Source organism: Halomicrobium sp. HArcht1-1 (genome assembly GCF_058933285.1).
The window spans coordinates 2184671-2205115 of the sequence record NZ_JBZYDL010000001.1; the positions used below are offsets into that span (position 1 = coordinate 2184671).

Consider the following 20445-nt stretch of genomic DNA (forward strand, 5'->3'; position numbering starts at 1 on the left):
GACAGCGTCGTCTCTCACAGGTACTCCTCCATCGTCGACTGGTCGTCCGGGTCCCCTGACTCCGTCTCGCCAGCGGCGTCGTCGGCTGGCTGGTCTGCCGTGGCGTCGTCGGCTCTCTCGTCCGACGCGGAACTGCGGTCGTCAGTCGGTGCGTGGCCGCCGTCGGCTTCGGTCTCTGGCTGCGCGTTCTCGGCGTCGGCTCCGTCGAAGACCGCCAGATCGCCCGCTTCGACGAGGTCGGCGACGCGCTCTTCGACGGTGTCGGCGACGTTCGAGTCGGGGACCTTCGAGGCGCGAATCGTCTCGTCGATGTCTCGGGCTGCTTCGCTCAGACCGAGTTCCCGCACGCGCTCGTGGACGGCCTCGTCGGGGTCGGCGAAGCTCACCTCCACCTCGCGTTCGTCGGCGAACTCCCGGTGGTCGGTGACGCGCGCGACCAGCGCTCCCCGTTCGAGCGCGAACTCCTCGATGCCGGCCGGCGTGATCGGCTCGCCCTCGCCGTCGACGTGGACGATCACGACCGCGTCGGTCAGATCGTACTCGCCGACGCGCTCACGGACGTGTTCGAGCCCCTCGTCGCCGGCCAGCTCGACCTCGACGAAGACGAACTCGCGGGTGTCGAGCCCCCGGCGCGTGATGGTCACGTCGCCGTCGAACGTGACGATGTTGTACCCCCGGTCGTCGCGCTCGTCCGCGCTGGCACGCTCGGTCGACCCACAGTAGGTGAGCCACGTCTCGTCGACCTGCTTCGTGCCGGGCGTGTGCTCGTCGCCCAGCAGGAGCGCGTCGAAGTCGACGGTGGCCTCGTCGACGATGGCCGTCGCGTCCCAGGTGCCGTAGTCGAAGGGCTGGAACTGGCCGTGACTGACCAGCGCGGCGTGATCCGCGTCGTGGGACCCGAAGTCGTAGTCGAGTGCGTCGCGCTGTGAGCGCGGGACGTAGTCGAGGCCGTAGAAGGCCGTGTCTCCGATCACGCGCGGTTCGTCGTCGAGACGCGTCGCCAGCCCCAGCGACTCGTAGAGGTCGAGCCACTGGGCGTCGCGCTTTGCCTCGTGGTTGCCGACGACGGCCAGAAACGGGATGTCGGCGTCGTCGAGTCGCTCCAGTACGTCCAGCGTTCCGAGCACGTCCGTGAGCGTCGGTCGCCGGTCGTGAAACAGGTCGCCAGCGTGGACGACGGCGTCGGCCCCCGAACCGATCGCGTCGTCGACGACCTGTCGGAACGCGTCCAGGAAGTCGTCCCGGCGCTCGGGCACGTGGTACTGCTGGTACCCGATGTGGGTGTCGCCGGTGTGTATGACCCGCGTCATCTGCTCTCGACTTTGGCACCGTCGCCTAAAGAGGTTCCGCGACCGGGGTGAAACTGATCGCCGGACGCAGCGGCCCGGTACCGCCGGTATGCAGCGAGTGTCTCGCGTCCGCGCTGGCTGGCGGCGCTGACCGACTCCTCGGCCGCCTCGACGGCTCGTTCGAGGTCCGCCAGTCCGCCGTCGTCGACGAAGGCTGCGGCCGCCGCCAGATCGTCGAGTGCGTCGGTCGCCCGTTCGATCGTCTCCCTGTGCTCGGCCTGGAGGGCGGTCGGCGTCGCGTCCGAGCGATCGGTGTCGTCGGTGTCTGCGAGCGCACGAAGCCGCGCCTTGACTGTCGCTTCGTCGGTCACGAGGCGGGCTGTGGCGCGTTCACACAAAAGGCTGTGGCGCGCTACTGCTCGACGGTCAGGGTGTAGATGCGCTTCCGTGCGTCCGCGAAGGAGAACCGGGAGTCGACGGCCCCCGCCTCTTCGAGGCGGTTGAGCGCGTAGCGGACGGTCCGTGCGGGCAACAGCGTCTCCTCGGAGAGTTGGCTCTGCGTGAGCGTTCCGTTGTACTCCAGGACCTTCGCGACGAGTTTGGCACTCGGCGGGAGTTCGCGGACCGCGTCCCACTCGACGGTCGTCGGCTCCGATGCACCACCGGGTCGATCGAGTTCTGACGTGCTCATCTTATCCCACCGTTGGAAATACAGAGTGATAATATTTGCTGTTCCATTTAATTACTTGAGGTAATCTATCGGTCGCGAGGGTCGAAACACCTGAGACGCCAGATATTCGGCGCGAGACGGTCCAGAACCGGTGGAGTCAGAACCTGACCCGACCCGAAGCCTCATAATGGCTGACCCGCTAGCGAGTGGTAATGACCGACACCGTCGACGAGGTCGATCTGCCGTACGACGACGACGCGTCCCAGCAGGAGAAAATCGAGGCGTTACAGGAGCGTCTCGAAGTGCTGGAGGATCAAAACGAGGAGATGCGCGACAAGCTGCTGGACGCCAACGCCGAGAACAACAAGTACCAGCAGAAGCTCGAACGGCTCACCCACGAGAACAAGAAGCTCAAGCAGTCGCCGCTGTTCGTCGCCACCGTCCAGGAGCTGACCGACGAGGGCGTCGTCATCAAGCAACACGGCAACAACCAGGAGGCCCTGACCGAGGTCACCGACGAGATGCGCGACGGCCTCGAACCGGACTCCCGCGTCGCCGTCAACAACTCCCTGTCGATCGTCAAACGGCTCGACGACGAGACCGACGTGCGGGCCCGCGTGATGCAGGTCGACCAGAGCCCCGACGTGACCTACGCCGACATCGGCGGGATCGAAGAACAGATGGAAGAGGTCCGCGAGACGGTCGAACTCCCGCTCAAGTCCCCCGAGATGTTCGAGGACGTGGGCATCGATCCGCCCTCCGGCGTCCTCCTGCACGGCCCGCCCGGCACGGGGAAGACGCTGCTGGCCAAGGCCGTCGCCAACCAGACCGACGCCACGTTCATCAAGATGGCCGGCTCCGAGCTGGTCCACAAGTTCATCGGCGAGGGGTCGAAGCTGGTGCGGGACCTGTTCGAACTCGCGCGCAACGAGGAGCCCGCCGTCGTCTTCATCGACGAGATCGACGCCATCGCGGCCAAGCGGACGGACTCGAAGACCTCCGGCGACGCCGAAGTCCAGCGGACGATGATGCAGCTGCTCAGCGAGATGGACGGCTTCGACGAGCGCGGCGAGATCCGACTCATCGCTGCCACCAACCGCTTCGACATGCTCGACCGCGCGATCCTCCGGCCCGGCCGCTTCGACCGCCTCATCGAAGTCCCCAAGCCCGACTACGAGGGTCGCAAACAGATCTTCCAGATCCACACCCGCGGCATGAACGTCGCCGACGACGTGGACTTCGAGCGACTCGCCGGTGACATCGACGAGGCGTCGGGTGCCGACGTGAAGGCGATCTGTACGGAAGCGGGGATGTTCGCCATCCGTGACGATCGCACCGAAGTCCAGATGCAGGACTTCACCGACGCCTGGGAGAAAATCGAGTCCGAAGAGAGCGACGACCAGGACGTGTCGCCGACCTACGCCTGATTCTGCCGGTTTCTCCTTCGGAGCGAGTCACTGCCGAACGACGCGGTTCGTCACGACGTTCCTGCCGGTGAGTCGAGTTCGCCGGAACGTCTTTGCTCGCTCGGCGTCAACAGGGCCGTATGGACGCACTCGATCGGTTCGAGGAACCGCCCTGGCTCGCAGCCGTCGCGACGACGATCAGCTACGGGCTCGTGCTACTGGTCGTCTTCCTGTTGCTGTTCGTCGTCCCGTACGCGCTGCTGTCGTGATCTCGGCGTCGTGACGTTCACATCCCCATGTCGGCGGCTGCATCCGGTACCGGGAGGTCGTGGGGACCGACACCGAGGAGTTCTGCGGCGTGGTCCAGTGCCATGTCGAAGCCGTAGTAACGTTCGAGTTCGTCGCCGTCGGCGGTCGGCCTGACCTTGAGCATGGCGTACCCGTCGGTGTTCTGAGCGATCGCGGCCGTCCGTCCGTCGCGATCGTATTCGAGGACGCGCTCGGAGTCGGTCTCGCGATACCGTGCCGTGATCCCGTCGGCTTCGGCCACCTCGTCTGTCATCGTCGGCCCTAGGGACGAGGGGTAGTCGAAACTGTCGGTCGGTGCGTGCCAGAACGGAACGCTTGTAGGCCAGAGCGCCGAGCCACCGCCCGTGAGGGGTCGTCTCGTCGCTCGTGCCAGCAGCGACGCCAGACAGTGGTTCGAGCAGCGATTTCGCGTCGACACGCGCGCGCTGGCGGCGCTGCGGATCGCCCTGGGAACGATACTGCTCCTCGACGTTCTCCTGCGAGCGCGCCACCTCGCGGCCTTCTACACCGACGCTGGTGTCCTCCCCACGTCGACGCTGCGGGCTGTCGTCGGGACGCCCGCCCTGCTGTCCGTCCACGCTCTCTCGGGGAGCGTCTGGCTGCAGGTCTGTCTCTTCCTCGCGGCCGGTCTCGCGGCGCTGGCGCTGCTGGTCGGGTACCGAACGCGACTCGCGACGCTGCTCTCGCTCGCCCTGTTGCTCTCGCTCCAGATCCGGAACCCGTTCGTGCTCAACGGCGGCGACACGCTCCTGCGGCGGCTGCTGTTCTGGGGCCTGTTCCTGCCGCTGGGTGAGCGGCTGTCTGTCGACGCGACCGAGACGACGCCCCGAGAGACGGTGAGCGGGCTGGCGACCGTCGGAGTGCTCGGGCAGGTCGTCGCGGTCTACGCCGTCAACGCGGTCGTGAAGCTCCGGGGCGACGCGTGGCTCTCCGGACGGGCGCTGGCGCTCGTCTTCGATCTCGACCACTACACCGTCCTCGCGGGCGATCTCCTGGCACCCGTCCCGCTGCTCCCGGCGCTGCTCAGCTGGGGCTGGCTGGCTCTCCTGGTGGCGTCGCCGCTGCTCGTCGGCCTCACCGGCCGAGCGCGTGGGGCGCTCGCCGGGCTGTTCGTCGCGGGCCACGCGGGCATGCTGGTGACGGTCTGGGTCGGCCTCTTTCCGCTGGTCTCGATCGCCGCGCTGCTCCCCTTCTTCCCGGCGTTCGTCTGGGACCGCGTGTGGGCTGGCGTCCCCGACGGGCGGGATCGCGGTAGCGCGCCGCGTCTCGAAGGTCACGCCGCCGCGACGATCCCGGCGGCGGTTCGGCGCGCACTCGGCAGGCTCCAACGGCCGCTACTCGTCCTCGTGCTGGCGGCGATGCTCGTCTCGAACGCCGCCACGCTGGGGGTGGCTCCAGTCGCCGACGCCGACGTGCCAGAGCAGTCCTGGGACATGTTCGCCCCCGCGCCACCGGGCGTCGACGGGTGGTTCGTCGCACCGGGAACGACGACGGCCGGGAGAGAGGTCGACGCGCTCGCGATGGCACCGCTGAGCTGGGAGCGACCGTCGAATCTCGAACGCGCGTACCCGAGTACGCGCTGGCGAAAGTACCTGCTCCGACTCCGGAGCGGAGACACCGAACCGCGCCGGGCAGCCCTCGCTGGCTCCCTCTGTCAGCGCTGGAACCGCACTCACGAGCGGGGGCTCGAACGGGTCGGCCTCGTGTTCGTCGCCGAGCCGACGCGACTGGACGGGCCGGACCCACAGCGCCGGAAGGAACTGGGGACGTACTCGTGTCGATCCGCGACCGAGAAGGGCAACAGTCGAGTGTCGCCCGCGCCTCGGTGAACCCATGACGAAGTGGCTCCAGAGCGGTCGCCGCCGGGACATCTGTATCATCCTCGCCGGCGAAGACGGACTGAACGGTCAGACGCTCAAGACGCGACTGGAACGGCACTACGACGAGCGGATCGACCCCAAGAGCTTCTACGGCGGCCTCTCGGCGATGGTCGACAGCGGCTTTTTGCAGAAGGAGACCGCCGGAATCGCCGACGAGTACTCGCTGACCGAGGCGGGCGAGGCGCGCCTCCGCGAACAGTACGAGTGGATGTGCGAGCAACTGGGCGAGACGGAGAGGTGAGACCGCCCGCCTCTGTCGAGGACAATCTCTATCTGACGGGTGGCCGATGGTCGCCACATGACCCTGTCTCGCTCCGCCCTCTACGCGGGTCTGGACGCCCTCCCGTTTGCCGCCCTCGGGACGCTCGCGGTGTTCGTCTTCGGTACCGCTGGCGGTCTGTCGTCCGAAGCAGTCGGTGGGGCCGCCGCGCTCGCCGGTGCTGCGCTCCTCCTCGGTCTGGGGACGATCAGCGCCAACCGACACCAGACAGAGGGGAAGCCGTTCTACTTCACGCGGGCCGTCGTCGTCGAGGGACTGCTCTCCGTCCCTTAGTCGAGCAGCTGGTCGGCGATGGTGTTGCGCAGCACCTCGCTGGTCCCCTCGTAGATCTCGTTGAGCTTGGCGTCGCGGTAGAACCGCTCGACCGGGAAGTCCTTCGTGTAGCCGTAGCCGCCGTGGATCTGGATGCCCTCGTTGGCGACCTCACGTGAGACCTCCGAGGCGTAGAGTTTCGCCTGGGCGGCCTCCTTGACGAAGTTCTCGCCGCGGATCTTCTTGTCCGCGGCCTTGTGCATCAGCATCCGGGCGGCCTCGGTCTTCGTGTCCATGTCCGCGAGCTTGTGCTGGATCGCCTGGAAGTCGCCGATTGGCTGGTCGAACTGCTCGCGCTCGCCGGCGTAGTCCAGCGCCTCGTCCAGTGCCGCCTGGGCGATCCCGACGCCGCGGGCGGCGATCGTGATCCGGCCGCCGTTGAGCGTCTTCAGCGCGTGGACGAACCCACGGCCCGCTTCGCCGAGGCGGCGGTCTGCGGGCAGGTGCATGTCGTCGAATCGCAGTTCCGCCGTCGGACAGCCCTTGTCGCCCAGTTTGTGCTCGGTCCCCTCGACGTGGAAGCCGTCGTCTTCCTCCGGCCGGACGACGAACGACGAGATTCCCTTGTTGCCCGCCTCGGGGTCGGTCTTGGCGAAGAGGACGACCGTGTCGGCGACGGAACCGTTCGAGATCCACAGTTTGCCGCCGTTCACGACGTACTCGTCGGGTTCTTCGCCCTCGTGTGGATCGCCGCCGACCGGTTCCGCCGTCGTCTCCATGGCCGGCACGTCGCTGCCGGCACCGGCCTCCGACAGCGCGAACGCACCGATCTCCTCGCCTGCCGCAAGCGGCGTGAGGTACGCCTCTTTCTGGGCCTCGTCGCCGAACTCGTAGAGCATGTTGCAGGCCAGCGAGATGTGGGCCGCGACGATGGTCCCCAGTCCGCCGCTGCCCCGCGAGATCTCTTCGAGCGCCATCGCGTAGGCGTGATAGTCGAGGCCAGCGCCGCCGTACTCCTCGGGGATCGGCATCCCCATCAGACCGAGCTCGGCCATCTGGTCCACGAGGTCCTGTGGGAACTCGTCGGTCTCGTCGATCTCGGCGGCCCGCGGGACGACCTCCTCGTCGACGAACTCGGCGACCATCTCCTGGATCTGCTTTTGCTCCTGGGTGGGGGCGAACTCCATACACCGACGTTGCGATCCTCGGTGCTTCATACTACCGGCTGTACAGCTGTGAACGATTTCGCCACCCCGGGTAGCGAAGATCGTCACGAAGTGACAGCCGGCAGTATCAGTGTTGCCCAGCGACCCCTCCGGGGAGCACCTGACTCACCGAAGGGAGAGCCGAGTCACTCGTACTCGTAGAAGCCCTGTCCCGTCTTCTTCCCGAGGTCGCCCGCCTCCACCTTCCGCCGGAGGAGGTAGGCCGGCTGGTAGCGGTCGCCGAGTTGTTCGTGCAGCGTCTCGGTGGCGTCCAGCACCACGTCCAGCCCGATGTGGTCGGCCAGCTCCAGTGGACCCATGGGGACGTTCGTCCCGAGTTTCATCCCGCGGTCGATGTCGGCCTTGGTGGCGACGCCTTCGTCGTACGCCCGGATGCCCTCGTTGAGCCACGGCATCAGGATCCGGTTGGTGACGAAGCCGGGTTTGTCGTCGGACTCCCAGGTCTCCTTGTCCAGCGAAGCGGCGAAGTCGTGAGCGGCTTCGACCGTCGCGTCGGCCGTGCGCTCGCCGACGACGAGCTCGACCCCCGTCATCAGTGGCACGGGGTTCATGAAGTGGAGGCCGACGACGTGTTCGGGGCGGCTCGTCGCGCTCGCGATGGTCGTGATCGAGATCGTGCTGGTGTTGGTCGCGAGCACGACTCCGGGGCGACACACCTCGTCGAGGTCCGAGAAGACCGACTGCTTTACGTCCACGTCTTCGACGACCGCCTCGACGACGAGATCGGCGTCCGCGAGGTCGTCGAGGTCGGTCGTGCCGGTGATCCGCTCGCGGACGGCGGTGCTCTCGGACTCGGTGAGTGTGTCGTTCGCGACGAGTCGCGAGAGGCTGTCGTCGATCGCCTCGAACCCCTCTGTGACCAGATCCTCGGCGACGTCGCGCATCACGACGTCGTAGCCGTGGGTCGCAGCCACCTGTGCGATGCCGCTTCCCATCGTGCCAGCACCGACGACGGCGACCGTCTCGATCTCTCCGATATCGGACATGCGCGACGGTTCGACCGCTATCGTGGTAAATATGGTGCCGCGTGACACGCCACACGTCCCCCCACGAGTCGGCAAGTAGGGCCGCGTCTTGAGGATATTAACTCAGATCGTAGTAAATGTCAAGAACAATGTATATATGCCCTGCTCGTGAACCAGCAGGTGATGCGTCCCATCGACGCGACTCCGCTTACGCGCGACGGCAACGTACTGATCCTGGCATACGATCACGGGCTCGAACACGGCCCGGTCGACTTCGCTGGCCGCCCCGAGAGTGCCGATCCCGAGTCGGTGTTTCGGGCCGCAACGCACGACGCCGTCACGTCGCTGGCAGTGCAGAAGGGAGTCGGCGAGGCGTACTACCCGTCCTACGAGGACGACGTGACGCTGCTCGCGAAGCTCAACGGCACCTCGAACATGTGGATGGGCGAACCCGACTCGTCGGTCAACTGCTCGGTCGAGTACGCCGCGACCCAGCTGGAGGCCGACGCCGTCGGCTTCACGATCTATCCCGGCTCGAACAACGAGGTCGAGATGGTCGAGGAGTTCCGCGAGATTCAGGAGGAGGCTCGCGAGTACGACATGCCCGTCGTCCTGTGGTCCTACCCCCGTGGACAGGGCCTCAAAAACGACACCAAAGAAGACGTCATCGCGTACGCCGCCCGACTCGGCCTGGAGCTGGGCGCGGACGTGACGAAAGTCAAGTACCCCGGTAGCAAGGAGGGGATGGCCCACGCCGTCGAGATGGCCGGCAAGAGCAAGGTCGTCATGAGCGGCGGTTCGAAGCGCTCCGACGAGGCGTTCCTCCAGAGCGTCCGCGCGGTCATGGACGCTGGCGGCGCGGGGCTCGCCGTCGGACGCAACGTCTGGCAACGAGAAGAACCCGAGCAGATCCTCGACGCGCTCGAACGCGTCATCCACGACGGGCAATCCGTCGACGCAGCACTTCAATGAGTAAATCAACCGACCTCACCCCCGGCATGACCGACACGACAACCGGGCGCATCGTCAGCGAGTTCGCCGACGCGGCGACCGAGATCCGCGAGGCGATCGCGACGGAGCGCCAGTTCGCCGACGAGGAGAACCCGAGCGGCGAGAGCCAACTCGCGGCCGACCTGGTCGCCGACGACCTGCTCGAAGAGCGCTTGCTGGCACTCGACGGCGTCGGGAGCTACGCCAGCGAGGAACGCGAGTCAGTCACCGTCGACGAGGGCCACCGCCACGTCGCCGTCGACCCGCTCGACGGTTCCTCGAACCTCGAACCTAACAGCGGCATGGGGACGATCTTCGGCGTCTACGACACGCAGCCGCCGACGATCGGTCGGAACCTCGTGGCCGCCGGCTTCGTCATCTACGGCCCGACGACCTCGATGGTCGTGGCGCGCAACGACCGCGTCCGCGAGTACATCATCCACGACGGCGACGCTCGCGTCGTCGACGACGACGTGTCGGTCCCGAAGGACCCGACGGTCTACGGCTTCGGGGGCGGTCGGGAGAACTGGAACGACGCGTTCGCCGACTACGCAACGGAGCTTCAGGAACGGCTCAAGCTCCGCTACGGCGGCGCGATGATCGCCGACGTGAGCCAGGTCCTCACCTACGGCGGGCTCTTCTCCTATCCCGCGCTGGAGTACCGGCCGACGGGGAAACTGCGCCTCCAGTTCGAAGGACAGCCGATGGGCTACATCGTGGAGGCCGCTGGCGGCAAGTCCTCTGACGGACACCAGTCGCTCCTCGACCGGGAGATCGACGACATCCACGACCGGACGCCGCTACACCTCGGCAACACGTCGCTGATCGAGCGCCTCGAAGAGCGATACGAGCGCCACGAGTAGTCTGCGTGAGTCGACGCTAGTTTTTCCGGTCTCGGAGGATTCCAGAGGCGTCACCCGTCACGCCGACGGGGTCACGTCGCCGGCAGTCTTGTAACAGTGGGGTGTGATGCGACGGACATGAAGGTGCGCATCGCCGCCGGTGCAACCCGCGAGGAGGCGTCAGCAATCGCCGCTGCCATCGCCGAACACGTCGGCGAGGCCGTCCGCGTCTTCGTCGGTGACGACGAAGAACCACGCGTGGTTCATCGGATCGACGAATCGGGAGACGACAGCGAGGACGACGAGACGGGCGACGACGACCTCGGCCCGACCGACCGCGAGCGTCGCCTGCGCGAGGAGATCGCCGACATCGAGGCCGGCGGTCCCGAGCGGTACCGCGAGCGCCTCTCCGACCAGGGGAAGCTGTTCGTTCGGGACCGGCTGGAGCTGTGGTTCGGCGAGCTGACCTTCGAAGACGGCAAGTTCGCGAACTTCGACAGCTGGTCGCCGGATTCGCCCACCGTCGACGAGGCAGATCCCGACCGGCGACTGCCGGCCGACGGGCTGTTGACCGGAGCAGCGGAGTTCGAGGACCGCTCGGTTCACTTCATGGCCAACGACTTCACCGTCAAGGCCGGGTCGATGGCCGAGCGCGGCGTCGAGAAGTTCCTCCGGATGCAACAGCGTGCGCTGACGACCGGACGGCCGGTGCTGTACCTGATGGACTCGTCTGGTGGCCGGATCGACCAACAGCGGGGCTTTTTCGCCAACCGCGAGGGGATCGGGAAGTACTACTACAACCACTCGATGCTCTCCGGTCGCGTCCCACAGATCTGCGTGCTGTACGGCCCCTGTATCGCGGGTGCGGCCTACACGCCCGTGTTCGCCGACTTCACGGTCATGGTCGAAGGGATGAGTGCAATGGCCATCGCCAGCCCGCGGATGGTCGAGATGGTCACCGGCGAGGAGATCGACCTCGACGAACTCGGCGGCCCGGAGGTCCACGCACGCCACTCCGGGAGCGCCGATCTCGTCGCCGAAGACGAAGAACACGCTCGGGAGCTCGTCGCACAGCTGATCGGCTACCTCCCGGACAACGCCGACGAAGACCCGCCACGAACCGACGGCCGCGAGCCCGCCAAGTCTCCAGCGGGGATCGACGGCGTCATTCCGCAGGCACCCAACCGGGGCTACGACGTGCGCCGCCTCGTCGAGCGGGTGATCGACGCCGACTCGTTGCTGGAGTTGCGCCCCCACTACGGCGAGGAGATGCTCACGGCGTTCGCCCGGATCGACGGCCGCCCGGTCGGGATCGTCGCCAACGACCCGAGCCAGCGGGCCGGCGCGATCTTCCCCGACGCCGCCCGGAAAGCCGCCGAGTTCGTCTGGACCTGTGACGCGTACAACGTCCCGCTGCTGTACCTCTGTGACACGCCGGGGTTCATGGCCGGCTCGCAGGTCGAGAAAGAGGGGATCCTCGAAGCGGGCAAGAAGCTCATCTACGCGACCTCCTCGGCGACGGTGCCCAAACAGTGTGTCATCACGCGGAAGGCCTACGGAGCGGGCATCTACGCGATGTCCGGCCCGGCCTACGACCCGGAGGCGACCCTCGCCTTGCCGTCGGGCGAGATCGCGATCATGGGGCCGGAGGCCGCGATCAACGCAGTCTACGCCAACGAGCTGGCCGACATCGAGGACGAGGAGGAACGCGCCAGACGGGAGGCCGAGCTTCGCGAGCAGTTCCGCGAGGACATCGACGTCCACCGGATGGCCAGCGAGGTCGTCATCGACGAGATCGTCCCGCCGAGCGACCTGCGGACGGAGCTGGCCGCTCGCTTCGCGTTCTACGAGGACGTAGAGAAGGACCTACCGAACAAGAAACACGGGACCGTACTGTGACAGTGCGTCGACGGCGAGTCGCGCGCTCGCGGCCGGCCTCGTGACGCGTGACCGGTCTGAAACACTTAACTATTTGAACCGGTAGCGCCACTGTCGACGTAGCTGCGAGGCGATTCGCAGAGAGAACCCTGGGTGGGTGGACGAATGGATCAGTACATCGTACCGTCGACACGTGCGTGGCTGGAGCATCGCTATCTGGAACTGTCGACCGTCGAGCTCGAACTGTGGCTCGTCGCGCTGTCGACCCTGACCCTCGACGTGGTCCTGACCTATGTCGGACTGCAGTCGGGGTTCAGCGAGGGGAACCCCATCATGGGGTACGCGTTCGAGCACGTCGGGTTCGCCGTCCTCGGTCTCGTGAAGGTGCTCGTACTCGGAACCGCGGGACTGGCACGCGAGTTGCGTCCGGAGTACGGGCCGGTCATCCCGCTGGGACTCGCGCTCCCGTGGCTCGCGGCCTCCGTGGTCAACTACACGCTGGTCTTCTAGGGTCGCTCGTCGGGTCGCTTCTCGGCGAGGACCGTCCGTTCGAACGAGCAAACGAGCGTGTCGTCTTGCTTGAACACGTCGACGGTCATCGTCACGACGCCGCGGTCGCCGTCGCTGGTCTCGCGCTTGTCGGTCACGGTCGTCTCGGCCCGAATCGTGTCGCCGTGAAACACCGGCGCGGGGTGTTCGACCTCGTCGTAACCGAGGTTGGCGACGATGGTCCCGTCGGTCGTCTCCGGAATCGTCAGTCCGACCGCCAGCGAGAGCGTGTAGAGCCCGTTGACGACCCGTTCACCGAAGTCGGTGTCGGCGGCGAACTCGGCGTCGAGGTGGAGGGGCTGCTGGTTCATCGTCATGTCGCAAAATCGCTGGTTGTCGCTCTCCGAGATGGTTCGGCGACGGGGGTGTGTGATCGTCTCGCCGACCGTGAACGCCTCGTAGTAGTTGCCGGCCATAGCGACCCGTCGTCGGCGTCGGTGAAAGTACTCGGGGGTGACGAGAAAGTGTCAGACAGTAATTCACACGATAAGGGGTAATTATTTGGGACCCTCGAAATAAGTAGGGACCATTACATGAGTGGCTCGGCAGCACGCGTCGATCAGTCCACGCTGACCGGCCTCCTGTCCGCGAAGAGTCCTGACGACGTGTACGACCGAGTGGTCGACGCCTGTCTCGATCGGCTCGGTGCGGATCGGTGTGTAATCTCGTTGGCCACCGGTGACGGCCTGGAGCCCGTCGCAGTCAGTGACGACGGGGCCACCGTCGAGGATCTCCGAGACCAGCCCGGCTGGGACTACCAGTCACTCGCCGTCCGGGACGGTGACTCCTATCTCGTCGGCGACCTCGCCGACGGCGGGTCGACCACGGGAAGGCCGACCGGGGGCGACGGGGAGAGCCCCAGCGACGCCACGCGATCGGTGCTCAGCGTCCCGATCGACGGCGTCGGCGTCGTCTTCGCGACCGCCACCGATCCGATGGCCTTCAGCGAGTCGGATCGGGAGTGGCTCGAAGCGGTCGCCCTGTACGTCGGGTCGTCGCTGACGCGGTTTCGCTCACCGGAGCCGATCTACACGGCCCCCGCGAGCAGTGGATCGTCGACTCGCTGTGAGCCGACCGAAGAGGACGCGGAAGCACCCGTCGCCCTGGAGGACCTCGACGAGCGGCTCTCGTTCGTGCTGGACGCGACCGACTCGGTGCTCTGGACGGTGAACGTCTCCGCTCGGACGCTCCGGCTGTTCGGACCGGTCGAACGGATCGTCGGTCTCGACCGAGACACAGAATATCCGCTCTCGGAGTTCGTCGACGGGTTCGTCCACCCCGACGACAGAGAGCGCCTCGTCGAGCAGCTACAGGAGGTCGCGACCGAGCAACGAGACAGCGTCGAACTGGAGTACCGTCTGGAGCCAGCCGACAGCGACGAGAGCAGGTGGTTCAGAAATCGCTCCGGGCTGTTGGAAGACAAGAAGACGACGCTCATCGGTCTGTCGACAGACGTGAACGGGCACGTCTCGCGAGAGCAACGGATCAAGCGGCTCCAACAGCGGACGACGCGGCTGATCGGCGCACAGTCCCAGACCCAGATCGCAAACGTCGCAGTGAACGCGGCCGAGGACGCGCTCACGCTGCCACTCGCCGGCATTCACCTCCGGGACGGCGACGTGCTCGAACCGACGGCGGTCAACGAGCGCGTGTGGGAGGTGATCGGCGAAGTGCCGAGCTATCGGGCACACGACGACGATCCAATCGATACGTTCGTCTGGGAGACGTACGGCCGCGGCCGACCGGCCGTCGTCGAGGACACGGCCGAGCACGATCAGTTGAGCGAGGCGACGAACGTCCGGAGCGTGATCATCTATCCGCTGGACGACTACGGCGTCTTCGTCGCGTCCGGACGCGAGCCCGATGCCTTCGATTCGGTCGACGTGGCGCTGGGCGAGGTCCTCTCGATGGGGATCGTCGCGGCACTGGAACGGACCGAGCAGGAAGACCGCCTCAGGGAACAGGCCCAAGCGCTCGAACGGAAGAACGAGCGCCTCGAAGAGTTCACCAGCATCGTGAGTCACGACCTCCGCAACCCGCTCAACGTCGCGCTCGGGCGCGTCGAGTACGTCCGGAACGACTACGACGACGATCACCTCGCGACGGCCCAGCAGGCCCTGGAACGGATGGCCTCGATCATCGAGGAGACGCTGGCGCTCGCCCGGCAGGGTCACTCAGTGAGCGACCGCGAGCCGGTCTCGGTCCCGGAGATCGCTCACCGGTGCTGGCAGACGGTACAGACGGCGTCGGCGACGCTGGAGACGGCGTTCGAGGGAGCGTTCACCGTGCTGGCCGACAGAGAACGGCTTGCTCACGTCCTGGAGAATCTGATCACGAACGCCGTCGAACACGGGGGCGAGAACGTCACCGTTCGGATCGGGCCACTCACAGAGGAACCCGGCTTCTACGTCGAAGACGACGGTCCGGGGATTCCCGAGACCGAACGGTCCGACGTGTTCGAGACGGGGTACACGACCGCACAGGACGGGACCGGATTCGGGCTCTCGCTGGTGCGAGACATCGTCACGGCCCACGGGTGGACGATCACCGCGACGACCGGGTCGAACGGCGGCGCACGGTTCGAAATCACCGGCGTCGAACGGTCGTGAAAGTGTCGTAAGGGCTATGCCACCGAGTGTGCAAGGGCACACCGATGGCCGAGCAACGTCGACGCGAACTGGCGGCGTCCGCCCGACTCGCCGTCGAGACGGAACGGTGGTTCTTCCTCGATTGCCTGCTCGCCGTGGTCGGCTTCGTCGGGTGGGTCGCCGGCACGGCCGCGACGGCTGCGCTGGGTGCCAGAGAAGCGGGCCTCACGCTCGCGCTCGGGACGGCCTCGACCCAGACGCTGGCACTCCTCGCAGGGGGCGTCGTCGCCTGGATCGTGTTGCCCGCACTCGCGGCGACGCTGCGGCTCCGCAGTCGGGTCACGAACGTCTCCGGAAACGTCGAGAGTCACTACCGCTTCGACGCGCCGGGGACTCTGCTGTGGCCCTCGGGGGTCCTCCTGACCCTTTCGCTGGCCGCCGCGATCGCCTCGCCGATCGCCTGGCCGGCGTACGTGGTCGCCTTCGTCGCTGGCGCACACCTGCTCGCACGCACCGCGGCGTTTAGCTACCGAGTGTTCTCGTTTTCCCATCCCGGGCTGGTCCACGTCGCGTCGTTCCTGACGTTCTCGGTGTACGCCACAGCCGGCGTCGTCCAGCTCGGTGCCGTCGTCGGTGCCGGCGCGATGGTCCGGGACGCGATGGCCGTCCTCGGCGTGCCCACGGCACTCGTCGGCGTCGTCGATGTCGGTCCCGTCAGCGCTCCGGCACTCCTGACGGCCGGAGCAGTGACGCCGGCCGTGCTCGTCGGCGCGTATCTCGTCTGTCAGTCGCTGGCGGCGGCGTACGTCAGGTGGTCCGAGCCGACCGTCGACCGCGGCTCGCTGCGTGCCGGCCAGCGCAACCCATTCAGTCAGGTGGCCGCCAGCACCGCGGGAGGACGGGCGACCGCGACCAGCCAGACGCGATCCGGCACGACCGACAGCGGCGAGGACCGGAGCGTCCCCGTCCACATCCAGACGACGCGAGTCTACGATCCCGGCGACGAGGTCTCGGACCCCGCCGGTATCGACACCGCACACCAGGGCCCCGTCGGTCAGCGGTGTCGCACCTGCAACGCGACGTTCTCGCCGGGGACGGAGGTCAGATTCTGCCCGAACTGCGGGCAGCGCCTCGACGACGGATAGCACGCTGTCCGGTCGAGCCGGTGTCCCGAGAGCGACAGAGAGCCACTGGACACTCCGTGTGAGACTATTTCGCAACCAAGAAAAATATTTTTGGATCTCGAAAGACAGTTCGGAGGATTGCGAAAGCATTATGAGCGTGACGACCATCTTTTCGGTTGACCTAAGTACATACTATGGCAGTACTCGAAATCAACAATCTCCACGCGAAAGTGGCAGAAGACGGCGGTGAACGGATCCTTCGCGGTGTCGACCTCGAAGTCGAGTCGGGCGAAATCCACGCGCTGATGGGCCCCAACGGATCGGGCAAGTCGACGACGGCGAAGATCATCGCGGGCCACCCCGCATACGAGGTGACCGACGGCGAAGTGCTCATCCACCTCGAAGACGGCGACGTGGCAGAGGACATCGAGATCGACGACGACCAGCGCACTTGGAACCTGCTGGAGCTAGAGCCCAACGAGCGCGCGGCGCTCGGTATCTTCCTGGGCTTCCAGTACCCAGCCGAGATCGAAGGCGTCACGATGGTGAACTTCCTCCGGACGGCGCTCAACGCCAAGCTCGAAGAGCAAGCAGAGCTGTTCGAAGAGGAAGACGAGGAGAGCGAGGCCGACGAGGAAGCGACCAACGAAGACGCCGCGGGCTACGACAGCTCCCCCATGGAAGGCCCCGCCGACGAGGGCGAGGTAAGCGTCGCCGAGTTCCAGCAGCTCCTCAAGGAGAAGATGGAACAGCTCGACATGGACGAGAAGTTCGCCAACCGCTATCTCAACGCCGGCTTCTCCGGCGGCGAGAAGAAGCAAAACGAGGTCCTCCAGGCCGCAATCCTCGAACCCTCGGTTGCCGTGCTGGACGAGATCGACTCCGGGCTGGACATCGACCGCCTGCAGGACGTCTCTAACGGCATCAACGCGCTGCGCGACGAGCAGGGCACCGGTGTCCTCCAGATCACCCACTACCAGCGCATCCTCGACTACGTCGAGCCCGATCACGTCCACGTGATGATCGACGGCGAGATCGCGAAGTCCGGCGGCGCGGAGCTGGCCGAGAAGCTCGAAGACAAGGGGTACGACTGGGTCCGCGAGGAAGTCTACGAGGCCGCGTGATACGGACAGTTGTAGACGTGTTCCCGATCGACTGCACGATGTCGTGGGGTCGCTCCGGGACAGAACTACAACGTTCCGTATACGGCACAACCCACATAACCAAGAAACCCTAAGCACGACTACAAAACATGAGTTCAGATCAAGACCACCTCAAAGAAACAGATACGGAGAAGCGCTTCGAGTTCAAGAAGGAGGAGAAGTCCGCCTTCGAAGCCGAGAAGGGCCTGACCGAGGAGACGATCCGCGTCATCTCGGAAGACAAAGACGAGCCCGAGTGGATGCTGGAGCGTCGGCTCCGGGCACTCGAACAGTGGCACGAGCTCCCGATGCCGGACGACTGGCCGGGCGCGCCGGACATCTCGGAAGTCGACGTCGACGAGATCGTTCCCTACATCCGCCCGGACATCGAGACCCGCGGCGGCGTCGACGACTGGAACGACCTCCCCGAAGAGATCCAGGACACCTTCGACAAGCTCGGCATCCCGGAAGCCGAGAAGAACGCGCTCTCGGGCGTCGGCGCGCAGTACGAGTCCGAGATCGTCTACCAGAACATGCAGGAGCGCTGGGAGGAGAAGGGCGTCGTCTTCTGTGACATGGACAAGGCCGTCCAGGAGCACGAAGAGCTCGTCCGCGAGCACTTCATGACCAAGGCCGTCCCCCCGAGCGACAACAAATTCGCCGCGCTCCACGGCGCGATCTGGTCGGGCGGTTCCTTCGTCTACGTTCCGGAAGACACGTCGGTCGACATGCCGATTCAGGCGTACTTCCGGATGAACAGCGACGGGATGGGCCAGTTCGAGCACACGCTCATCATCGCCGAAGAGAGTTCCGAGGTCCACTACATCGAGGGCTGTTCGGCCCCGAAGTACTCGGAGTTCAACCTCCACAGCGGCGGCGTGGAGGTCTTCGTCGGCGAGAACGCTCACGTCCAGTACTCGACGGTCCAGAACTGGTCGAAAAACACCTACAACCTGAACACCAAACGCGCCATCTGCGAGGCCGACGGGACGATGGAGTGGGTGTCCGGTTCGATGGGGTCGAAGGCGACGATGCTGTACCCCTCGACGGTGCTGAAAGGCCCCGGTGCGACGGACAACCACATCACGATCGCCATGGCTGGCGAGGGCCAGAACATCGACACCGGCGCGAAGGTCTACCACAACGCGCCCGACACGAAGTCGACCATCGAGTCGAAGTCCATCAGCAAGGACGGCGGCAGGACGAACTACCGCGGTCTCGTCCACATCGCCGACGGCGCGGAGGACGCGTCGACGAGCGTCGAGTGTGACGCGCTGATGTTCGACAACGAGTCCACGTCGGACACGATGCCGTACATGGAGATCCAGGAGTCGAAAGTCGACGTGGCCCACGAGGCGACCGTCGGCAAGATCGGTGACGAGGACGTGTTCTACCTCCAGAGCCGCGGTCTGGACGACGACGACGCGAAGCAGATGATCGTCGCCGGCTTCATCGAACCGCTCACGGAGGAACTGCCCATCGAATACGCAGTCGAGATGAATCGCCTCATCGAACTCGAAATGGAGGGGAGCCTCGGGTAACCCCCGGATTCACAATGAGTACGCAGGTACACGCCAACCTCACGGCAGAACAGGTAACGCAGATCTCCGAGGAGCTCGACGAGCCCGAGTGGCTGCTCGAAACGCGTCTCGACGCGTACGAGGCCCTCGACTCGCTGGACATGCCGGACGTGATCCGGACGCCGGGTCGAGACTGGACGAACCTCGACGCGCTCGACTACGAGACGCTCGTCGATCCTCTGGAGTGGGAACAGGAGAAAGACCGCGTCGACGCCGAGGGTGTCGACGTGCTCTCGTGGGCCGACGCGCTCGATCAGCACGGAGAGTTGATCGAAGCGCAGTTCGGCTCGATCGTCGACCCTCAGCGGGACTACCTCACGGCCCTCTCGACGGCGCTGTTTAGCGCCGGGACGGTCGTCTACGTCCCCGAGGGCGTCGACGCCGAAGACGTGAAGATCCGGACGACGATGAACAGCCGATCGCTGTTCAACTACACGCTGGTCGTCGCCGAGGAGTCCTCGTCCGTGACGATCCTCGAACGCCAGACCACCGGCACCAACGTCGACGGCGAGCAGTACTACTCCGGCATCGTCGAAGTCGCCGCCGAGGAAAACAGCAGCGTCCAGTACGGCACGCTCCAGAACCTCGACGACGACAGCTACAACTTCCAGGTCAAGCGCGGCCACGCCGGCACCTACGCCACGGTCGACTGGATCGAGGGCAACATCGGCTCTCGACTGACCAAGTCAAACGTCGAGACGCGCCTGCTCGGCGACGCCTCGGAGTCCCAGATCGTCGGGGCCTTCTTCGGCCACGAGGACCAGCACTTCGACATCGCGTCCCGAGTCTGGCACGAAGCCGAACACACCACGGCCGACCTCGTCACCCGCGGCGTCCTCGACGACGCCGCCCGCTCGGTGTACGAGGGCGTCCAGGACGTGGGTCGCGAGGCGTGGGACACCAACTCCTACCAGCGGGAGAACACCCTGATGCTCTCAGACGAGAGCGAGGCCGACGCGTCGCCGAAGCTGATCATCAACAACCACGACACCGAAGCCAGCCACTCGGCGACCGTCGGGCAGGTCGACGAGGAGGACATGTTCTACATGACCTCTCGCAGCGTCGATCCCGAGAGCGCGAAGAACATGCTCGTAGAGGGCTTCTTCGTGCCCGTCTTCGATGAGATCGCGGTCGACGAACTTCGCGACGACCTCGACGACCTCGTCGTCGAGCGCCTCCGCGAGTAGTTCGTTCGTCCACGAACCGCGCGTTGCCGACGACCGCGGCTCTGACGCTTTTTCGAAATTTCTGCTACCGTCAGCCGTGCTGTGACCGATGTCGTCACCCCAGATAGCGAATCGCTGCAAGAAGTCGACAGCACCACGCGATCGTCGTCTCCGTATTGCGGACTAGCAGTTGCGACAGACGGAATCTGTGGGCCAGTGACCCGCTATTACGAAACAGCGTGTCCCTAGTTTGAACACCGAGACGACGTTTCGCCAACGTAGATCCGAGTTTTCGTAACGATTTTGTGT

The 20445-nt window shown here is 65.8% G+C and carries 21 protein-coding genes; 14 read left to right on the plus strand and 7 right to left on the minus strand.

Going from position 1 to position 20445, the window contains the following annotated elements:
• Nucleotides 1-14: 14 nt before the first annotated feature.
• Genes mre11 through AC5FRZ_RS11565 form a run of 3 tightly spaced genes read right to left on the minus strand, consistent with a single transcriptional unit; the run spans nucleotide 15 to nucleotide 1980 of the window.
• Nucleotides 15-1310 (minus strand): DNA double-strand break repair protein Mre11, encoded by a 1296-nt coding sequence (gene mre11, locus AC5FRZ_RS11555; protein ID WP_493564646.1) that lies wholly within the window; start codon nucleotides 1308-1310, stop codon nucleotides 15-17.
• Entirely contained in the window at nucleotides 1307-1660 is a 354-nt protein-coding gene (locus AC5FRZ_RS11560; RefSeq protein WP_170094935.1) for a DUF7966 family protein, read from the minus strand. The genes mre11 and AC5FRZ_RS11560 overlap by 4 nt, the downstream gene beginning before the upstream one ends.
• 41 nt (nucleotides 1661-1701) lie before the next feature.
• Nucleotides 1702-1980, minus strand: coding sequence for a MarR family transcriptional regulator (locus AC5FRZ_RS11565; protein ID WP_015763848.1), 279 nt, complete (start codon nucleotides 1978-1980; stop codon nucleotides 1702-1704).
• Nucleotides 1981-2171: 191 nt separating this feature from the next.
• On the opposite strand from AC5FRZ_RS11565, the gene pan1 reads away from it, so the two are divergent.
• A complete protein-coding gene (gene pan1 / locus AC5FRZ_RS11570) occupies nucleotides 2172-3386 on the plus strand; it encodes a proteasome-activating nucleotidase Pan1 (protein WP_493564647.1) in 1215 nt (404 codons plus the stop codon).
• 119 nt (nucleotides 3387-3505) lie between these two features.
• Nucleotides 3506-3634 (plus strand): hypothetical protein, encoded by a 129-nt coding sequence (locus tag AC5FRZ_RS11575; protein ID WP_255317959.1) that lies wholly within the window; start codon nucleotides 3506-3508, stop codon nucleotides 3632-3634.
• A gap of 17 nt (nucleotides 3635-3651) precedes the next feature.
• Here AC5FRZ_RS11575 and AC5FRZ_RS11580 read toward each other — a convergent pair whose 3' ends face one another.
• Nucleotides 3652-3927, minus strand: coding sequence for a DUF7111 family protein (locus AC5FRZ_RS11580; RefSeq protein WP_153553939.1), 276 nt, complete (start codon nucleotides 3925-3927; stop codon nucleotides 3652-3654).
• Between the two features lie 91 nt (nucleotides 3928-4018).
• Between AC5FRZ_RS11580 and AC5FRZ_RS11585 the strand changes: the two genes are divergently transcribed.
• Genes AC5FRZ_RS11585 through AC5FRZ_RS11595 form a run of 3 tightly spaced genes read left to right on the plus strand, consistent with a single transcriptional unit; the run spans nucleotide 4019 to nucleotide 6107 of the window.
• Nucleotides 4019-5503: an HTTM domain-containing protein gene (locus tag AC5FRZ_RS11585; protein WP_493564648.1), complete on the plus strand. Its 1485-nt coding sequence runs from the start codon at nucleotides 4019-4021 to the stop codon at nucleotides 5501-5503.
• Between the two features lie 4 nt (nucleotides 5504-5507).
• Entirely contained in the window at nucleotides 5508-5795 is a 288-nt protein-coding gene (locus AC5FRZ_RS11590) for a PadR family transcriptional regulator (RefSeq protein WP_170094938.1), read from the plus strand.
• 57 nt (nucleotides 5796-5852) lie between these two features.
• On the plus strand, nucleotides 5853-6107 hold the full coding sequence (locus AC5FRZ_RS11595; protein ID WP_493564649.1) for a hypothetical protein: 255 nt from the start codon (nucleotides 5853-5855) through the stop codon (nucleotides 6105-6107).
• Here AC5FRZ_RS11595 and AC5FRZ_RS11600 read toward each other — a convergent pair.
• Nucleotides 6104-7273 carry an acyl-CoA dehydrogenase gene (locus tag AC5FRZ_RS11600; RefSeq protein WP_493564650.1) on the minus strand — a complete coding sequence of 390 codons (1170 nt, stop codon included), beginning with the start codon at nucleotides 7271-7273 and terminating at the stop codon, nucleotides 6104-6106. The genes AC5FRZ_RS11595 and AC5FRZ_RS11600 overlap by 4 nt on opposite strands.
• Before the next feature lie 164 nt (nucleotides 7274-7437).
• Nucleotides 7438-8298, minus strand: coding sequence for a 3-hydroxyacyl-CoA dehydrogenase family protein (locus tag AC5FRZ_RS11605; RefSeq protein WP_170094941.1), 861 nt, complete (start codon nucleotides 8296-8298; stop codon nucleotides 7438-7440).
• A gap of 162 nt (nucleotides 8299-8460) precedes the next feature.
• On the opposite strand from AC5FRZ_RS11605, the gene AC5FRZ_RS11610 reads away from it, so the two are divergent.
• From AC5FRZ_RS11610 to AC5FRZ_RS11625, 4 genes are all read left to right on the plus strand, one after another.
• Nucleotides 8461-9249: a class I fructose-bisphosphate aldolase gene (locus AC5FRZ_RS11610; protein WP_170094942.1), complete on the plus strand. Its 789-nt coding sequence runs from the start codon at nucleotides 8461-8463 to the stop codon at nucleotides 9247-9249.
• Entirely contained in the window at nucleotides 9246-10130 is an 885-nt protein-coding gene (locus AC5FRZ_RS11615) for a class 1 fructose-bisphosphatase (protein ID WP_493564651.1), read from the plus strand. The genes AC5FRZ_RS11610 and AC5FRZ_RS11615 overlap by 4 nt, the downstream gene beginning before the upstream one ends.
• A 117-nt stretch (nucleotides 10131-10247) precedes the next feature.
• Nucleotides 10248-12008: an acyl-CoA carboxylase subunit beta gene (locus tag AC5FRZ_RS11620; protein WP_170094944.1), complete on the plus strand. Its 1761-nt coding sequence runs from the start codon at nucleotides 10248-10250 to the stop codon at nucleotides 12006-12008.
• A gap of 144 nt (nucleotides 12009-12152) precedes the next feature.
• A complete protein-coding gene (locus AC5FRZ_RS11625) occupies nucleotides 12153-12497 on the plus strand; it encodes a DUF5658 family protein (RefSeq protein WP_170094945.1) in 345 nt (114 codons plus the stop codon).
• Here the strand turns inward: AC5FRZ_RS11625 and AC5FRZ_RS11630 are convergent.
• A complete protein-coding gene (locus AC5FRZ_RS11630) occupies nucleotides 12494-12952 on the minus strand; it encodes a MaoC family dehydratase (RefSeq protein WP_493564652.1) in 459 nt (152 codons plus the stop codon). The genes AC5FRZ_RS11625 and AC5FRZ_RS11630 overlap by 4 nt on opposite strands.
• A 117-nt stretch (nucleotides 12953-13069) precedes the next feature.
• Between AC5FRZ_RS11630 and AC5FRZ_RS11635 the strand changes: the two genes are divergently transcribed.
• From AC5FRZ_RS11635 to sufD, 5 genes are all read left to right on the plus strand, one after another.
• Complete coding sequence (locus AC5FRZ_RS11635; protein ID WP_493564653.1) at nucleotides 13070-15145, plus strand: GAF domain-containing sensor histidine kinase; 2076 nt, start codon at nucleotides 13070-13072, stop codon at nucleotides 15143-15145.
• Nucleotides 15146-15189: 44 nt separating this feature from the next.
• Nucleotides 15190-16269 (plus strand): hypothetical protein, encoded by a 1080-nt coding sequence (locus AC5FRZ_RS11640; RefSeq protein WP_493564654.1) that lies wholly within the window; start codon nucleotides 15190-15192, stop codon nucleotides 16267-16269.
• A gap of 173 nt (nucleotides 16270-16442) precedes the next feature.
• On the plus strand, nucleotides 16443-17372 hold the full coding sequence (locus tag AC5FRZ_RS11645; RefSeq protein ID WP_170094949.1) for an ABC transporter ATP-binding protein: 930 nt from the start codon (nucleotides 16443-16445) through the stop codon (nucleotides 17370-17372).
• A 128-nt stretch (nucleotides 17373-17500) separates the two neighbouring features.
• Nucleotides 17501-18931: a Fe-S cluster assembly protein SufB gene (gene sufB / locus AC5FRZ_RS11650; protein WP_170094950.1), complete on the plus strand. Its 1431-nt coding sequence runs from the start codon at nucleotides 17501-17503 to the stop codon at nucleotides 18929-18931.
• A gap of 14 nt (nucleotides 18932-18945) precedes the next feature.
• Nucleotides 18946-20157, plus strand: coding sequence for a Fe-S cluster assembly protein SufD (sufD, locus tag AC5FRZ_RS11655; RefSeq protein ID WP_170094951.1), 1212 nt, complete (start codon nucleotides 18946-18948; stop codon nucleotides 20155-20157).
• Nucleotides 20158-20445 lie beyond the last annotated feature (288 nt).

Coding starts and splice junctions, on each gene's coding strand:
- AC5FRZ_RS11645 (WP_170094949.1), top strand. CDS start 16,443: ATGGCAGTACTCGAAATCAACAATCTCCACGCGAAAGTGGCAGAAGAC.
- AC5FRZ_RS11640 (WP_493564654.1), top strand. CDS start 15,190: ATGGCCGAGCAACGTCGACGCGAACTGGCGGCGTCCGCCCGACTCGCC.
- AC5FRZ_RS11620 (WP_170094944.1), top strand. CDS start 10,248: ATGAAGGTGCGCATCGCCGCCGGTGCAACCCGCGAGGAGGCGTCAGCA.
- AC5FRZ_RS11635 (WP_493564653.1), top strand. CDS start 13,070: ATGAGTGGCTCGGCAGCACGCGTCGATCAGTCCACGCTGACCGGCCTC.
- sufB (WP_170094950.1), top strand. CDS start 17,501: ATGAGTTCAGATCAAGACCACCTCAAAGAAACAGATACGGAGAAGCGC.
- AC5FRZ_RS11580 (WP_153553939.1), bottom strand. CDS start 3,927: ATGACAGACGAGGTGGCCGAAGCCGACGGGATCACGGCACGGTATCGC.
- AC5FRZ_RS11615 (WP_493564651.1), top strand. CDS start 9,246: ATGAGTAAATCAACCGACCTCACCCCCGGCATGACCGACACGACAACC.
- AC5FRZ_RS11605 (WP_170094941.1), bottom strand. CDS start 8,298: ATGTCCGATATCGGAGAGATCGAGACGGTCGCCGTCGTCGGTGCTGGC.
- AC5FRZ_RS11590 (WP_170094938.1), top strand. CDS start 5,508: ATGACGAAGTGGCTCCAGAGCGGTCGCCGCCGGGACATCTGTATCATC.
- pan1 (WP_493564647.1), top strand. CDS start 2,172: ATGACCGACACCGTCGACGAGGTCGATCTGCCGTACGACGACGACGCG.
- AC5FRZ_RS11610 (WP_170094942.1), top strand. CDS start 8,461: ATGCGTCCCATCGACGCGACTCCGCTTACGCGCGACGGCAACGTACTG.
- AC5FRZ_RS11595 (WP_493564649.1), top strand. CDS start 5,853: ATGACCCTGTCTCGCTCCGCCCTCTACGCGGGTCTGGACGCCCTCCCG.
- AC5FRZ_RS11600 (WP_493564650.1), bottom strand. CDS start 7,273: ATGGAGTTCGCCCCCACCCAGGAGCAAAAGCAGATCCAGGAGATGGTC.
- AC5FRZ_RS11565 (WP_015763848.1), bottom strand. CDS start 1,980: ATGAGCACGTCAGAACTCGATCGACCCGGTGGTGCATCGGAGCCGACG.
- sufD (WP_170094951.1), top strand. CDS start 18,946: ATGAGTACGCAGGTACACGCCAACCTCACGGCAGAACAGGTAACGCAG.
- AC5FRZ_RS11625 (WP_170094945.1), top strand. CDS start 12,153: ATGGATCAGTACATCGTACCGTCGACACGTGCGTGGCTGGAGCATCGC.
- mre11 (WP_493564646.1), bottom strand. CDS start 1,310: ATGACGCGGGTCATACACACCGGCGACACCCACATCGGGTACCAGCAG.
- AC5FRZ_RS11630 (WP_493564652.1), bottom strand. CDS start 12,952: ATGGCCGGCAACTACTACGAGGCGTTCACGGTCGGCGAGACGATCACA.
- AC5FRZ_RS11575 (WP_255317959.1), top strand. CDS start 3,506: ATGGACGCACTCGATCGGTTCGAGGAACCGCCCTGGCTCGCAGCCGTC.